Annotated in this window: 14 protein-coding genes; 3 read left to right on the top strand and 11 right to left on the bottom strand. The window is 68.6% G+C overall.

The genetic code is table 11. The annotated features are described in order from the left end of the window. The first annotated feature begins 7 nt into the window (after window positions 1-7). Window positions 8-1120, top strand: coding sequence for a glycoside hydrolase family 53 protein (locus LR393_RS20200; RefSeq protein ID WP_231485605.1), 1113 nt, complete (start codon window positions 8-10; stop codon window positions 1118-1120). A gap of 41 nt (window positions 1121-1161) precedes the next feature. Here LR393_RS20200 and LR393_RS20195 read toward each other — a convergent pair whose 3' ends face one another. The 4 genes from LR393_RS20195 to LR393_RS20180 form a co-directional block, all read right to left on the bottom strand. Next, entirely contained in the window at window positions 1162-3318 is a 2157-nt protein-coding gene (locus LR393_RS20195) for a putative bifunctional diguanylate cyclase/phosphodiesterase (RefSeq protein ID WP_231485603.1), read from the bottom strand. Window positions 3319-3368: 50 nt separating this feature from the next. Continuing rightward, on the bottom strand, window positions 3369-4175 hold the full coding sequence (locus LR393_RS20190; RefSeq protein ID WP_231485601.1) for an SAM-dependent methyltransferase: 807 nt from the start codon (window positions 4173-4175) through the stop codon (window positions 3369-3371). Between the two features lie 243 nt (window positions 4176-4418). Next, on the bottom strand, window positions 4419-4622 hold the full coding sequence (locus LR393_RS20185; protein WP_269327571.1) for a DUF397 domain-containing protein: 204 nt from the start codon (window positions 4620-4622) through the stop codon (window positions 4419-4421). Beyond that, on the bottom strand, window positions 4619-5440 hold the full coding sequence (locus tag LR393_RS20180) for a helix-turn-helix domain-containing protein (protein WP_231485599.1): 822 nt from the start codon (window positions 5438-5440) through the stop codon (window positions 4619-4621). Before LR393_RS20180 ends, LR393_RS20185 begins: the two co-directional genes overlap by 4 nt. Window positions 5441-5574: 134 nt before the next feature. On the opposite strand from LR393_RS20180, the gene LR393_RS20175 reads away from it, so the two are divergent. After that, the gene (locus tag LR393_RS20175; RefSeq protein ID WP_231485597.1) at window positions 5575-5898 is read left to right on the top strand and encodes a hypothetical protein; all 324 of its coding nucleotides are present in this window, start codon (window positions 5575-5577) and stop codon (window positions 5896-5898) included. Window positions 5899-6156: 258 nt separating this feature from the next. On the opposite strand, the gene LR393_RS20170 is transcribed toward LR393_RS20175, so the two are convergent. From LR393_RS20170 to LR393_RS20160, 3 genes are read right to left on the bottom strand one after another with little or no spacing between them, the layout of a single operon-like run. Beyond that, the gene (locus LR393_RS20170; protein ID WP_231485596.1) at window positions 6157-6810 is read right to left on the bottom strand and encodes a methionine ABC transporter permease; all 654 of its coding nucleotides are present in this window, start codon (window positions 6808-6810) and stop codon (window positions 6157-6159) included. Further along, entirely contained in the window at window positions 6807-7862 is a 1056-nt protein-coding gene (locus tag LR393_RS20165) for a methionine ABC transporter ATP-binding protein (RefSeq protein ID WP_231485594.1), read from the bottom strand. Before LR393_RS20165 ends, LR393_RS20170 begins: the two co-directional genes overlap by 4 nt. After that, entirely contained in the window at window positions 7849-8826 is a 978-nt protein-coding gene (locus tag LR393_RS20160) for a MetQ/NlpA family ABC transporter substrate-binding protein (protein ID WP_231485588.1), read from the bottom strand. The genes LR393_RS20165 and LR393_RS20160 overlap by 14 nt, the downstream gene beginning before the upstream one ends. A gap of 463 nt (window positions 8827-9289) precedes the next feature. On the opposite strand from LR393_RS20160, the gene LR393_RS20155 reads away from it, so the two are divergent. Further along, entirely contained in the window at window positions 9290-10657 is a 1368-nt protein-coding gene (locus tag LR393_RS20155) for an LLM class flavin-dependent oxidoreductase (protein ID WP_231485585.1), read from the top strand. A gap of 1 nt (window position 10658) precedes the next feature. Here the strand turns inward: LR393_RS20155 and LR393_RS20150 are convergent, their stop codons facing one another. From LR393_RS20150 to LR393_RS20135, 4 genes are read right to left on the bottom strand one after another with little or no spacing between them, the layout of a single operon-like run. Beyond that, window positions 10659-11069: a HutD family protein gene (locus LR393_RS20150; RefSeq protein WP_231485584.1), complete on the bottom strand. Its 411-nt coding sequence runs from the start codon at window positions 11067-11069 to the stop codon at window positions 10659-10661. A gap of 6 nt (window positions 11070-11075) precedes the next feature. Further along, entirely contained in the window at window positions 11076-11936 is an 861-nt protein-coding gene (locus LR393_RS20145) for a sulfurtransferase (RefSeq protein WP_231485582.1), read from the bottom strand. Between the two features lie 32 nt (window positions 11937-11968). After that, the gene (locus tag LR393_RS20140; RefSeq protein WP_231485581.1) at window positions 11969-13015 is read right to left on the bottom strand and encodes an LLM class flavin-dependent oxidoreductase; all 1047 of its coding nucleotides are present in this window, start codon (window positions 13013-13015) and stop codon (window positions 11969-11971) included. Beyond that, the gene (locus LR393_RS20135) at window positions 13012-13719 is read right to left on the bottom strand and encodes a GntR family transcriptional regulator (protein WP_231485579.1); all 708 of its coding nucleotides are present in this window, start codon (window positions 13717-13719) and stop codon (window positions 13012-13014) included. Before LR393_RS20135 ends, LR393_RS20140 begins: the two co-directional genes overlap by 4 nt. Between the last annotated feature and the right edge of the window lie 4 nt (window positions 13720-13723).

Raw genomic sequence — 13723 nt, 5'->3', positions numbered from 1 at the left:
GCACCAGATGAAGCTCAGGAACCTGGCGGGAACGGCGGCCGCGCTCGCCGCCCTGATTACCGTCGGCATCACCGCACCGCCGACCGCCAGTGCGGCCAACAGCCTGACCATGCTCGGGGCGGACGTGTCCACCCTGCAACGCAGTGACGAGCTGGGGCTGAAGTTCTACAACGCCGCCGGCACGCAGCAGGACGCGCTGGACATCCTCAAGGCCGACGGCGTGAACTACGCCCGGCTACGGGTCTGGAACAACCCGGCCAGCGGGTACAACAACGCCGCCAAGGTCGCGGCCTACGCGAAGACGGTGAAGGCCAAGGGGCTGAAGCTACTGGTCGACTTCCACTACTCCGACACCTGGGCCGACCCGGGCAAGCAGGGTAAGCCCGCCGCCTGGGCCAGTCACAACATCACCCAGTTGCAGACCGACGTCTACGACTACACCTATAACCTCTGCACCACGCTCAAGGCCCAGGGCACGACCCCGGACAGCGTGCAGATCGGCAACGAGATCAACCTCGGAATGCTCTGGAACGACGGCAAAGTCGTGAACAATGACTTCACCAACCTGAGTCTGCTGCTGAAGGCCGGGTACAACGCGACCAAGGCCTGCAACAGCTCGACCCAGGTGATCATCCACACCGCGAACTCCGACAGCCTGACCAACGCCCGCTGGTTCTACGACGGGATCAAGGCCAAGGGCGTCAATTGGGACATCACCGGGCTGTCGTACTACTGCATGTGGCACGGCACGCTGGCAAACCTCTACAACGTGATCACCGACATGCGCACGCGGTACTCCAAGCCGGTGGTGATTGCCGAGACCGCTTTCCCGTTCACGGCTTCCAATGCCGACAGCACGTCGAACTCGGTGACCTCGGCCACCTGCGAGGGGATCACGACCTCCTGGGCCGGGCAGGCCACCGAGTTCTCCTACGTGCAGAACACCGCTCGTAACGCCGGGGCGATCGGCGTCTTCTACTGGGAGCCGACCTGGTACGGGCCGAACACCGGAAACGGCTGGGACCCGGCGAACATCGCCACGAGCGGGAACGGCTGGGACAACATGGCCACGTTCGACTGGACCGGCCACGTCAACCCGACGATCAAGTGGACGCCGTGAGCGTCCCTTGCCCACGTCGTCCTCTGCTCTGAACCTCTATCTCAGCGACGCACCTGAATCGTCGGCATGGGTGCGGTGTTCGGGGCGCCCCCGTTGCGCCGGGCCTGCGGGGGCGTGGGTTTGGGGGTGAGAATCCGGCGTGCGGCCGGTTGATGGCTCACGGGGGCAGGTCTGGCGTAGAACCAGCCCTGCCCCACGTCACAGCCGATCTCGCGCACCTGCCGGTCCTGCTCGGCGGTCTCCACACCCTCGGCCGTGACCAGCAGGTCGATGCTGTGGGCGAGCTCGACCAGCGTCTGCAGGATGCGCTGGTCGGTCGGTGACCAGGCCTGGCCGGCGCGGGAACTCTCCAGGAACGCGCCGGCCAGTTTCAGCTCGTGCCAGGGCAGGCGCCGCAGGGCCGCGAGATTGCTGTAACCGGTGCCGAAGTCGTCCATCACCAGGCGAACACCCATGTTCACCAGGGTGTCCAGTACCGCCACCGGCTCGGGGTCGTCGAGGTTCATCACCACGCTCTCGGTGATCTCCACCCGCAGCATCGACGGCTCGATCTGGGCCAGGTCCAGCGCGCACTTGATGTCGTTCAGGAAGCGAGGCGAGTACAGCTGCCGCACACTGACATTGATGTTCACGGCGGGCCAGGCGCTGACCGCCATGTCGGCGCAGGCCCGGTCGAGCACCCAGCGCCCGATCGGCAGGATCGCGGCGTTCTCCTCGGCGATCCGGATGAACATGTCCGGCGACAGCGGCCCCATGTGCGGGTGGTTCCAGCGCAGCAGTGCCTCCACGCTGTGCACGGCCCCGGTGTCCAGGCGCACCAGGGGCTGGTAGACCAGCGCCAGCTCACCCCGCTCCACCAGACCCGGCAGCTGCATCGCCACCTGGAACTTCGTCAGCTGACCGGCGCGGCGCTGCGGATCGTGCTCCACCACGCGGCCCTTGCCGGCCTCCTTCGCCGCGTGCAGGGCCAGGTCGGCAGCCTGCATGATCTCGGCCGAGTTGGCGCCCGCCGCAGCCAGTTCCACCACGCCGATGCTGGCGCCGACCTGCACCGGGAGCTGCCCGGTGACATTCAGCGGCTGCTTCAGCGCGGCCAGCAGCTCCTCGGCCACGGTCATCGGCCGCTGCTCGTCCAGACGGCTGGACAGCAGCGCCACGAACTCGTCACCCGCCAGGCGCGCCACCAGCGCTCCCGAGGCCCGGGCGGCCTCGGCCAGACGTTCGGCCACCGCGATGAGCACCCGGTCGCCGACGATGTGACCCCGCGAGTCGTTGACGAACTTGAACCCGTCCAGGTCGATGAACAGCACCGCCACCCGGTCGTCCGGACCGGGGTCGGCGACCGCGCGATCCAGACGGCGCAGGAAGAGCACCCGGTTCGGCAGGCCCGTCAGCGGATCGTGCGTGGCCTCGTGGCTGAGCTGTTCCTGCAGCGTGTGCCGCTCGGTGATGTCCTCGACCACCGCCACCTGGAACGCCGGCTCACCGTCGGGGTCGCGGATCAGGCTCACGCTCAGGTTGGTCCAGGCGACCTCGCCGTCCTTGCGGACGTACTGCTTCTCCATCCGGTACTCGTCACTGCGGCCGGCGACCAGGTCGGCGTAGGTCTCCCAGACGTCCTCACCGTCCTCCGGATGTGTGAACTGCTCGATCCGCATGCCGCGCATGTCGTCGAGGGAGAACCCGAGCATCCGCTGCAACGACGCGTTCGCCTCGAGGATGTTGCCCTCGATGTCTCCGATCGCGATGCCCACCGGAGCCTGGTCGACCAGCCGCCGCCAGCGCGCCTCCGACTCGGACAGCGCCTGGGCCACCTCGTCACGGGCCGCCGACGCGGCCTGGTGGATGGCCTCCTGCTGGGTCAGCAGACGCTGCTGAACCGCCGAGGCGTGACCGGCCGCCAACCCGCCCTGCATGAGCAGGAGCTGGCGCTCGCGGTGCAGGTCACCGACGTCCGGGGCGTACCGGGCCAGCACCATGACGGCCTGCCCGATCGCCCGGGGCGCGGTGAAGTGCGCGTCGGCCAGCATCCGGCCCAGCCGGCGGCCGGACTTCTCCGCATCGGCCGTCGGGGTCAGCCCGGCCAGGGTCACCATGGCCAGGCGCTCCGCGAGATGGGCGAAGTCCTGCCCCGCCAGCGGGTCACCGGACTCGCGCAGGGCCTGTTCCCAGTCCGCGCTCAGACGCTTCTGGCTCATCCGGCCTCGTTCATCCGGTCTCGTTCATCGGGCAGAGGGGGAACTGCTGCTCATAGCTTCCGGCCGACTCCGGCCCAGCCCGGGAAGCGCTCCGCGTCCTGGGTCGAGGCGTCTTCGTCCGGGCGCCAGCGGGTCAGCAGCTCGATGCCGGGCTCGACCAGGTCGTAGCCCTCGAAGAAGGTCGCGACCTCGTCCCGTCCACGGAAACGCATCTGGCTGGTCGCGTTGCGGTAGAGCTGCTTGAAGCCCTCCGTCTGCTCGGTGGGGTGCAGCTCGTGCGTGGCGTGGCTGATCATCAGGTAGCTGCCCGGCGCGCTCCAGTCGCGGTAGTGCGCAATCAGTTCCGTGGGTCCGGCCTCGTCCGGCACGAAGTGCAGCAGGGCGTTCAGCAGCACCGCGGTCGGCTGCTGCGGGTCCAGCAGCCCGAGCTCCTGCACTTCCTGGAGCAGGTCGGCGGGCCGGGTGAAGTCACCGGCCAGCGCCGCCGCGCCGGTGTTGCCCTCGAGCAACTGCTTGCTGTGCGCCACGGCGACCGGGTCGGTGTCGACGTAGACGATCCTGGCGTCCGACGCCAGCTCCTGCGCCACCTCGTGAACGTTTCCCACCGTCGGGATGCCCGAGCCGATGTCGAGGAACTGCCGCACACCCTGGTCGATCAGGTACGTGACCCCGCGGCGCAGGAACGCCCGGTTCGCGCGCATGATCTGGGGAAGCTCCGGCCAGCCGGCGATCGCCTTCTCGGCCATCTCCCGGTCGGGCCCGAAGTTGTGGAAGCCCCCGAGGTAATAGTCGTACATCCGGGAGACGCTGGGACGGGTGAGGTCGATGTCATCGCCCACCCACTGCGGATTGGTCAAGCCGAGCCACCCATCAGCCGTGGCGCCGGGTGCCCAGGATCCGATGAGCCCAGGCCCCGAACGCAACCGAAGCGCATTCCGTACCGGACGGTATCAGAATCCGGTTAATGGGCGGTTTAGCTCGCTAATCGGGCGTTGATCGATTCGTCTGTGCGGTGGCCCAGGCCGATCCCCGCGATGCTCGCGCTCGGTAAGGTCGCACAGCGTAGCGATCTCGCTACTCAGTTCCGAATCGCGAGCTGTTCACGGGTGCCCGGCGAGATGATCGAACTCGCCCCGGCGGGCACCGTCGAGCCACGCGGTGGTCGCGTTCACCGAGAGCTTGAGGACGTCGTTGTCGGGGTTCTTGGAATCGCGGACTTCGGGGGCGCCCCGGTGGCGGCGCATCTGCACACAATTTTCTGTTCCTGATGCGGAAGCCTTGATCCAAGGGGACTCGGTAGTCATCTCAGGTACTCCTCGATCGGAACGGCCAGGGATAGCAAGTGATCGTACTTCTTCCGCTGGAGGCTGACCGTGGCCGCTGCTTCCTCGTACCGCCCGCCGAACAGGGCCTCGACGTAGGCCACATCGGGGATGTCCTCGGCATCGAAGTGCAGGAGGCTCAGTGAACTGCCCATGAGGGCATGTGCCGGTGCTGTCCACGGCAGGACCAGGATGTCGACGCCGGGCCGCTCGGCGACGGTGAGCAGGTGCTTTCGCTGGGCGTCGAGAGCCCGCGCTCCGCCTACTTGCTGCAGGAGTGCACCGGCACCGAGAACGATTGACATCCGCATCGCGTTCGCACGATTGAACACGTTCTTCTGTCGTTCCCGGCGGAAGGCGACTTGCCGATTCCGGTCCTGCTGAAGACCGGTTGCCTGCGAATGGGCGTCAAAGATCGCGGCTGTGTACTCGGGGACCTGGAACAGCCCGTGGACGAACTGTTCCTCCCAGGCGCAGAGGCCGTCGGCGATGGATTCAAGTTCGACGTAGGTGCCGAAGTGGGGATTGACGATGAGATCGGAAAACCCCTCCCACCAACCGTTCTTATCGGTATTCAGGGACATCGCGGAAAGGCGGCTCTTGACTTCCGGGGATGCCTTGTACAGATCGCACAGGGCCCACACCGTTTCCAGGCGTACGGACACTTCGCCGTGTTCCAGGCGATGCAGTTTGCTCGTGCTCGCGATTTTGCTAGCAGCAACTTGCGATGGCCTCACCCCCGCTGCATGGCGCAGCGCGGCGAGTTGTCGGCCCAGGGACTTCCTCACCACGACGGACATATTCCACGTGTGACAGATGTCGTATGAGTCAAAAACCAGTCCCGCTGCGGGTGTCCGTTAACGGGACTCCCGACATGAATGCGTGCACGGCAATGTCTCGGAGGTCAGGCTGGACGTGTCGAAAGGAGTCAGGAATGCGCGAGATCTTTCACGGGGACGGTCTGTGGACGAGGTCCTCGGTGGTGGACGAAGAGGCCGTCGACCACGAACGTGAGATCGGGATGGTCAGGGCGACCGGGGACACGATCCTGGTGCGGGTGGCCCAGCGGGTCGACTACGACCTGCTGGCCGATCCGGTGGTGAGGCAGGTGGGGGCACCGCGCATCACGGTGGGCAACCTCTTCGACGTCAATGCCGAGCAGGCCCGGGAACTTGCCGAATATCTGCTGCTGGCATCCGGTTTCGTCATCCGTCTCGGACGCCTTTCGCTGGGGCCGCGGCTGGTCGCGCGGGCCTGAAAAGGTCCGTCGCAGCGACGGTGCACGCGACATCGCCCGTCCCTCCGGGCGGTGCCGGGCGCCGTCATCCTTGCCTCCCCGTGTCTTCCGCCTCGACCTGGCAGATGTGCAGCACATTCTGGAGGTGTACCTGAAGACGGGGATTCGCGGCAGTGATCTGGCCCGGACCCGGTTGACCTGGCCGTCCGATTCGGGGATGCCCTGATCGACGCCGGGTCCGGGGGCAGCCGGCCGATGGTCGGCTGTCCCCGGTTCTGGCTAGCGGCGCAGGGCCTTTCGGGCCAGGTAGTTGCCGAGGAACTGCCCGGCCTGGACCAGGATGATCATCGCGGCGACGCTGATGTACACGACCGGCCAGTTGTAACGCTGCGAGCCGTAGGTGATGGCGAAGTCACCGATGCCACCACCCCCGAACAGGCCTGCCTGGGCGGACATGTCGACGATCGCCACGAAGATGAACGTGTAGCCCAGGATCAGCGGGCCGAGGGCCTCGGGCACGAGCACGGTCAGCAGGATGCTCACCGGCCCGGCGCCCGCTGCCCGGGCCGCCTCGATCACGCCCGGGTTCACCGTGAGCAGGTTCTGCTCGACGATGCGGCTCACCGCGAACGCCGCCGAGAGCGACAGGGCGAACGTCACCGCGTTGGTGCCGATCGTCGTGCCGATCGCGGTGAGCATCAGCGGCTGGATGGCCACCAGGAAGATCACGAACGGGATCGGGCGCACGATGTTCACCAGCACGTTGAGCAGGATGAACACCGGGCGGCTGGACAGCAGGTTGCCCGGCCGGGTGGCGTAGAGCACCAGGCCGAGCAGCAGCCCGATCAGGCCACCGACGACGACCGAGATCGAGACGATGAAGAACGTCTGGCCGATGGCGGTCCGGAAGACTTCCCAGTCGAAATCGTTCACCGTGAAGCCCCCTCGTGCTCGTCGAGGTCGAAACCGTCGGCGCGTAACTGCTTCAGCAGCTCGTCGACGGAGCCTTCGCCACCGGTCAGCGAGTAGGTCAGGCTGCCCACCGGCCGGTCCTGCAGCTCGCTGATGCCGCCGAACACCAGATCGGCCGTGACGTCCCGCTGGAGGAAGGCCACCGACAGCGAGTTCTGGAACGCGGGCCGGTCCTGCACCCGCACCGTCACCAGCCGGCCCGGGTGCGAGACCCGCAGCCGTTCCAGAGTGGCCGCCGAGGGCCGGTCGCGCAGTGTGCTGCTGACGAACCGGGTCGCCTCGGGTGTCTTCGGCGCGGCGAAGATGTCGTACGCGCTGCCGCTCTCCACCACGTGACCGGAGTCGATCACCGCGACCCGGTCGGCGATCTGCCGGATCACGTCCATCTCGTGGGTGATGATGACGATCGTGATGCCCAGTTCGCGGTTCACCTGCTTGAGCAGGCTGAGCACGTCCTGGGTGGTCTCCGGGTCCAGCGCGCTGGTGGCCTCGTCGGCCAGCAGCAGCGACGGGTCGGTGGCCAGGGCCCGGGCGATGCCGACCCGCTGCTGCTGACCGCCCGAGAGCTGCTCGGGGTGGTCGTTGGCGCGCTGCAGCAGGCCGACGAAGTCCAGCAGCCGCGCGACCTTACGGTCCCGCTCGGGCTGCTTCACCCCGGCGACCTTCAGCGGGTAGGCCACGTTGCCGGCCACCGTGCGCGACCGGAACAGGTTGAACTGCTGGAAGATCATGCCGATTTCGCGCCGCACGGCCCGCAGCTGCCGCTCGCTCAGCCCGCTGACCACCCGGTCGCCGACCGTGATGCGGCCCGACGTGACCGGTTCCAGGCCATTGATGAGCCGCACCAGCGTGCTCTTGCCCGCACCGGACTGGCCGATGATGCCGAAGATCTCGCCCCGGTGGATCTCGAGGTCGATCCCGCGCAGCACCTGCTGCGCGGGATCCTTGCGACCGCGACCGGGAAAGGTCTTGGTCACATCCTCGAAGCGGACGTGGATGTCACTTGGCGGCACGCGCCTGTTCCTCCACCTTCGCCAGCTCGGCCTGCAGGTCGGCGGGGGAGGTGTCGCGGAAGACCGCGGTTCCGCCGTTGGCCTCCTGCACGCCCTTCTCGACCGACGCGTCGTGGTAGAGCTCGGCCAGCTTCAGGTAGGTGGGGTTGTCCTTGTCCTCCGCGCGGGCGGCGAAGATGTTGACGTACGGCGCGGCCACGTCGCTGGAGGGGTCGTCCTGGTAGATCGCCTCGTCGGTCTTCAGGCCGGCGTCGGTGGCGAAGTTCTTGTTCACGATCGAGGCGGCGGTGGAACCGCTCTTCACCGCGCCGGCGGTCTGCGACGCGTCCAGCGGCACGACCTTGATCTTGCTGGTGTCGATGTCGTCGACGCTGGAGAAGGCGCCGCCGCCGTCCTTCAGGGTGAGCAGGCCGGCCGCCTGGAGCACGAGCAGGCCCCGGGCCTCGTTGATCGTGTCGTTCGGGATGGCGATCTTGGCCTTGGCCGGGATCTCCTCGGGGGACTTGTACTTGGTGGAGTACAGCGGCAGCGGGTAGACCGCGGTCGCGCCGATCGGCTGGATCGTGTCCTTGCTGGTGACGTTGTAGTCGGCCAGGTACTGGATGTGCTGGAACTGGTTCAGGTCGGTCTGGCCCTGCTTCAGCGCCGGGTTCGGCTGGCTGTAGTCGCTGAAGTTGACCAGCTTGACGTCGACGTTCAGCTCCTTCTTGGCCAGGTCCTGGTACGTCTTCCAGTAGGCCTGCGAGGCGTCCGCGACACCGATGCTGACGGTCTTCGTCGTTCCCGCCACACCGGCGGCGGTGTCGTCGTCATCGTCGCCGCCCGAGGTGACGGCGAAGGCGATGCCCGCGATCGCGACGACGGCGACAGCGGCACCGGCGATGATCGCCGTGCGGCGGTTGTCGCGCGGCTTGGCGGGGAGCTGGGGTTCGTTCGGCTCGGCCGGGGTGATGGGCTCGGACATGGTGAAGGCATCCTTGGGGGTCTGGGATGTGAGCAGGGGGCATCGACCGGTCCGGACAGGTCATGTCAGGACCGGGCGACGGTGTGTCGGTCACAAGAGGTCTGCGGGGGCGTAACGAAACGGTGAGCCAGGGATGATCGGGCCGGGCAGGGCCGGAAGATACTGGCGGTTACGCGGAATCAGATCCGACAGAGCGAGCTTGCGACCCTGGCATAGTCCACCGCGCGGCGACTGGTGAGCAGGGTGCTGGACACCCGATGGATGTTAACAGAAGATGTCCAGGTGCAGGTCACGCTCCGGTGACGGTCCAATCCCGCATTCCGGCAGTGTGGTTCGTTCGGTTCGTTCACGCCCCTCTCTCCTGTGTGTTCTCTATTAAACTAGTATAAAAAGCCGGTGAATGTGCACCCCACGAGACGAGAGACACGCGCGAACCTGGTCCGATCCCAAATAGTCTGCTGCCATGAGCATTCCGCGCATGCGGCTGAACGGCCTGCGGCAGAACACAGTTGGCCACACGGCCATGGGCCTGTGGCGCCACCCCGATTCCCGCGCCCACGAGTACCGCACCGTCCGGCACTGGGTGGAGACCGCCCAGATCCTCGAGTGCGGCGGGTTCGACTCCCTCTTCGTCGCTGACGCGCTCGGCCCGCTCGAGGTCTACCAGGGCCGCGTCGACGCCGCCCTGCGCGACGGGATCCAGACGCCCACGGGCAACCCGCTGCTGGTGATCCCGGCGATGGCCGCCGCCACGAGCCGGCTGGGCTTCGCGGTGACGGTGTCGACCACGTACGAGCAGCCCTACGCGCTGGCCCGCACCATGACCACGCTCGACCATCTGACCGACGGCCGGATCGGCTGGAACGTCGTCACCTCCGCCCTCGACTCGGCGGCCCGCAACCTCGGCCTGGACCGGCAGATCCCGCACGACGAGCGCTATCTCATGGCGGACGAGTTCATGGACGTGGTCTACAAGCTGTGGGAGGGCAGCTGGGAGGACGACGCGGTGGTGCGCGACGCCGTCGCCGGGATCTTCGCCGACCCGGCCAGGGTGCACCCGATCGAGCACCGCGGAAAGTACTTCAGCGTTCCCGGCATCGCCCTGTCCGAGCCCTCGGTGCAGCGCACACCGGTCATCTTCCAGGCCGGAAGCTCACCGTCGGGCAGCGCTTTTGCGGGCAAGCACGCCGAGGGCGTGTTCGTCAGCACGTACAAGGCCGAGATGGCCCGGGACCTCTCCCGCCGCTTCCGGGCGCAGGCGAAGGCCCAGGGGCGCGATCCGCACGACCTGAAGATCTTCGCGATCGCCACGGTGGTGACCGGCGCCACCGACGAGGCCGCCCGCGAGCGCCTGGCCGACCTGCAGAGCTACACCTCGCTGGAGGGCAGTCTGGCCCGCTGGAGCGCGCTGCTGCACATCGACCTGTCCGGGCTGGACCCGGACACCCCGCTCGCGCACTCCGAGACCGAGGGAATCCGCGGGCTGGTCGACGTTTTCACCACGATGGACCCCGACCGCACCTGGACGCCCCGCACCCTGGCCGAGTTCGTCGGGGTCGGTGGCGGCGGGCCGCTGTTCGTCGGGTCGCCCGGTCGGGTGGCCGACGAGATGGAGGCCTGGATGGAGACTGCGGAGATCGACGGGTTCAACCTGGCCGACCCGATCCCGCCGACCGGGCACCGTGAGTTCGTCGACCTGGTGGTGCCGGAACTGCGCCGCCGGGGACGGGTCTGGGACGAGTACGAGGGCGACACCCTGCGCGAGTACTTCCGCGGCAAGGGTTCACCCCGGGTGGCCGACACCCACCCGGCGTCGGCCTACCGGCGCTGATTCATCGGTTCGCCGGGGTCAGCCTGATCCCGGCGAACCGGTCGTCACCGAGGCGGATGACGAAATCGGCTTCATCCGGGGCCTTCCTCGTGAGAGTGATGTCGCCGGAACCATGGCCCCGGCGGATCATCAGGTTGAGCGCACGACCGGGATGACGGACGACGGCGGCCACGGGCCGCTCACCCGCGAACCGCAGCTGTTCGCCCGGGCCGAGTTCCCGGCCGTCCAGGGTGATGGATCCGGACAGCAGGACGAACAGCCGGTCGATGCCGGGCAGCTCGGAGAAGGGGGCGTCCGCGGTCAGGTCGGCGACGCTGATCCGGATCGGGCCATCGTTCCACAGCTCGCGGGTGATGCCCGCCCCGTTGCGCCACGGCACCGGCGTCGCCATGGCCGGATCGAGAAGACGCATCCGGAGTCAGCCGAGCTGGAGGGGCAGGTCGGGCTGCGCCGACCACTCGGCCAGCGAGCCGTCGTACAGGCGCACGTCGTCACGGCCGGCCAGGTACCAGCCGAACACGTCGACCGTGGCCGAGATCCCGCCGCCGCAGTAGGCCACGACCGGCCGGTCCTGATGCGGTTCCAGCGCCGCCGCCCGGGTCTGGGCATCGCGCCACACCAGCGTCTGCCCGTCGACCAGCTCGGTCCAGGGCAGGTTCACACTGCCCGGGATCCGGCCCGGGCGGCTGTACGAGGTCACGCCCTCGCCCCGGAAGACGGCCGGGGTCAGGGCGTTCACCAGGCATCCGGCGTTCTCCGACAGTTCCTGCACCTGGGTCTGCGTGGCCAGCAGGTCGTGACGCGGGCGCGGTTCCAGCACAGCGGTGGGGAACCGTACCGGCCCCGACTCCACCGGCAGCCCGGCGGCCTTCCAGCCGGGCAGACCGCCGTCCAGCACCGAGACGTCGTCGTGGCCCAGATAGTGCAGCAGCCACCACAGCCGGGTCGCCCACATCGGCGAGTTCCGCGCGTAGATCACCACGTGCGTCCCCGATCCCAGTCCGATCGCCCCGAACGTGGCCGCCAGGGCTTCGGGTTCGGGCAGGGTGAACGGCCGCGGCGCCCCGGCGACCGAGAGGTCGCCGCCGATGTCGGCGAAACCCGCCCCCGGCAGGTGCTCCTCCTCGTACCCAAGCCGCCCCGACCGCACGGTGTAGGGGCCGCCACCCGCGGGCCGGTCGAGGTAACCGGTGGCGTCGACGATGCGCAGGCGGGGATCACCCAGCACGGCGTGGACCTCGGGCGCGGAGGCGAGCGGGGGAAGGAGGGAGGACGACACGGGCCGGTGCCTTTCGGGGAAGGTGGGCATGATCACGGACGTAGGTGGGCGGGGTGGCGAGGGGGTGGGGGCGCGACCGCGCCATCCGGTCGTGATCCTGCAGACATTCCCCGGGGCAGGCGGGGGAGTAACAGCTCGGTGAGGGCTTCGACCTGGGCGGGGACGTCGGTGCTCAGCGGCTCGATGGCCAGGTGGGTGGCGCCGGCCTCGGAGAGGCGGCCGATCAGGTCGGCCGCCTGCTCGGGCGAGCCGATGGCCGCGATGCCGTCCAGGTCTTCCACCGACACCCCGCGAGGTGCGGTCTGGAACCAGCGCTCGCGCGCGTCCTCAAGCACCGTGGCGGGATCGAGCCCGACATTGGTGTTGAGGAAGACGCAGACCTCGAGCGGCCCGGTCTCTTCGGGACGCACCTGGGCGCGCAGTTCGTACAGACGGTCCACGCGCGTGCGCAGTTGGGAGGGAGTCACGTTGAAGGTCATCCAGCCGTCGCCGAGACGGGCCACCCGGCCCAGCAGGCGGTCGACCGTGGCCTGCCCGGCGCGCGGCGAGGGGTTGGCCGCGACCCAGACCGGGAGTGGTCGCTGCACGAAACCTTCACCCAGGTCGAGGTTCTCGACCTGGGTGAAGGGCCCCTGGAACGAGGTCGCACCGGTGCTGACCTCCCGCAGGAAAGCTACGGCCTCCTCGAACCGGGCGACCTTCTCGCGGTAGTCCAGGCCGAACGTGCGCAGCTCGTTCTCGACCGCGGTGCCGGTGCCGTTGCCCGGGCAGGCGGCCAGCAGCATCCGGCCGCCGGACAGCGCGTCCAGGTCGGCCCACTGCCGGGCCACCGTGACCGGGTGCCGGAAACCCAGCGAGGCCATGCAGCCGATCCCGAGCCGCGCGCGGCGGGTGCGGGCGGCGAGCGCGGCCAGCAGCACCCCGGAGTCGAGGAAGGGCAGGGCCATGATCGAGTCGGCGACCCACAGTGTGTCCCAGCCGTCGTGGGCGTCGGCGTACTCGGCCAGGCGCAGGATCGCGTCGTACCCGTAGCTGACCGGCCGGTGGCGTACCGGGAGCACCAGTCCGGTGGTGGTCACGCCTCGCTCCCGAACCGGTGCAGGCGGACCTCGCGGGCCCGGGTCAGGTGATCGATCATCGCGCCGCGCGCGGCTTCCGGGTGGCGGTCGGTGATGGCAGCCAGGATGCTCTCGTGCTCGGCGCGGGTCTGTTCCAGGTCGTGGGGGGTCTCCTGGGTGCCGCGGTCGTAGATGCGCAGCTGGGCGGTGAGCCGGTGCAGCAGGGTCTCGATCGTGCGGTTGTGCGAGGCCCGCCAGATGGTCGCGTGCCAGGCCGAGTGGGCGCTGCGCTCGGCGTCGTTACGGGTCTCCCCGGTCAGGACGGTCTCGTGCAGGTGCCGCAGCCGGGCCAGATCCAGTTCGCCGCGGCGTTCGGCGGCGCCGGCGGCGGCCTGACCCTCCAGCACGATGCGCGCCTCGTAGACCTCGAGCACGTCTTCGGCGGTGCCCGAACGCACCCGGTGCCCGCGCCCGGCCTTCTCGACCAGGCCCTCGTGCTCCAGGCGGGCCAGGGCCTCGCGCACGGGGGTGCGGGAGACGCCGTATCGCTCGGCCAGCGGTAGTTCCTGCAACAGTGCGGTGGCGCCGAACTCACCGGCCAGGATGTCGGACCGCACGATCTCGTAGAGGGTGCCCGGGCCCGTCGTGGGGGTCTCGGTACTGCCTGGGCGTGGGGACAAGGGGTTCTCCCGGCGGATGATCAGCGTGAGGACGAGCGCGAGCATACCT

The organism is Kineosporia mesophila, assembly GCF_021129235.1.
GTDB classification, from domain to species: Bacteria; Actinomycetota; Actinomycetes; order Actinomycetales; family Kineosporiaceae; genus Kineosporia; species Kineosporia mesophila.
The sequence above is the reverse complement of the archived record's forward strand: the minus strand, read 5'-3'. Positions and strand labels throughout refer to the sequence as shown.

Excerpts from the sequence above, each read along its gene's own strand:
- LR393_RS20185 (WP_269327571.1), bottom strand. The coding sequence starts at position 4,622 with ATGACTACCGAGTCCCCTTGGATCAAGGCTTCCGCATCAGGAACAGAA.
- LR393_RS20175 (WP_231485597.1), top strand. The coding sequence starts at position 5,575 with ATGCGCGAGATCTTTCACGGGGACGGTCTGTGGACGAGGTCCTCGGTG.
- LR393_RS20160 (WP_231485588.1), bottom strand. The coding sequence starts at position 8,826 with ATGTCCGAGCCCATCACCCCGGCCGAGCCGAACGAACCCCAGCTCCCC.
- LR393_RS20135 (WP_231485579.1), bottom strand. The coding sequence starts at position 13,719 with ATGCTCGCGCTCGTCCTCACGCTGATCATCCGCCGGGAGAACCCCTTG.
- LR393_RS20200 (WP_231485605.1), top strand. The coding sequence starts at position 8 with ATGAAGCTCAGGAACCTGGCGGGAACGGCGGCCGCGCTCGCCGCCCTG.
- LR393_RS20180 (WP_231485599.1), bottom strand. The coding sequence starts at position 5,440 with ATGTCCGTCGTGGTGAGGAAGTCCCTGGGCCGACAACTCGCCGCGCTG.
- LR393_RS20150 (WP_231485584.1), bottom strand. The coding sequence starts at position 11,069 with ATGCGTCTTCTCGATCCGGCCATGGCGACGCCGGTGCCGTGGCGCAAC.
- LR393_RS20155 (WP_231485585.1), top strand. The coding sequence starts at position 9,290 with ATGAGCATTCCGCGCATGCGGCTGAACGGCCTGCGGCAGAACACAGTT.
- LR393_RS20195 (WP_231485603.1), bottom strand. The coding sequence starts at position 3,318 with ATGAGCCAGAAGCGTCTGAGCGCGGACTGGGAACAGGCCCTGCGCGAG.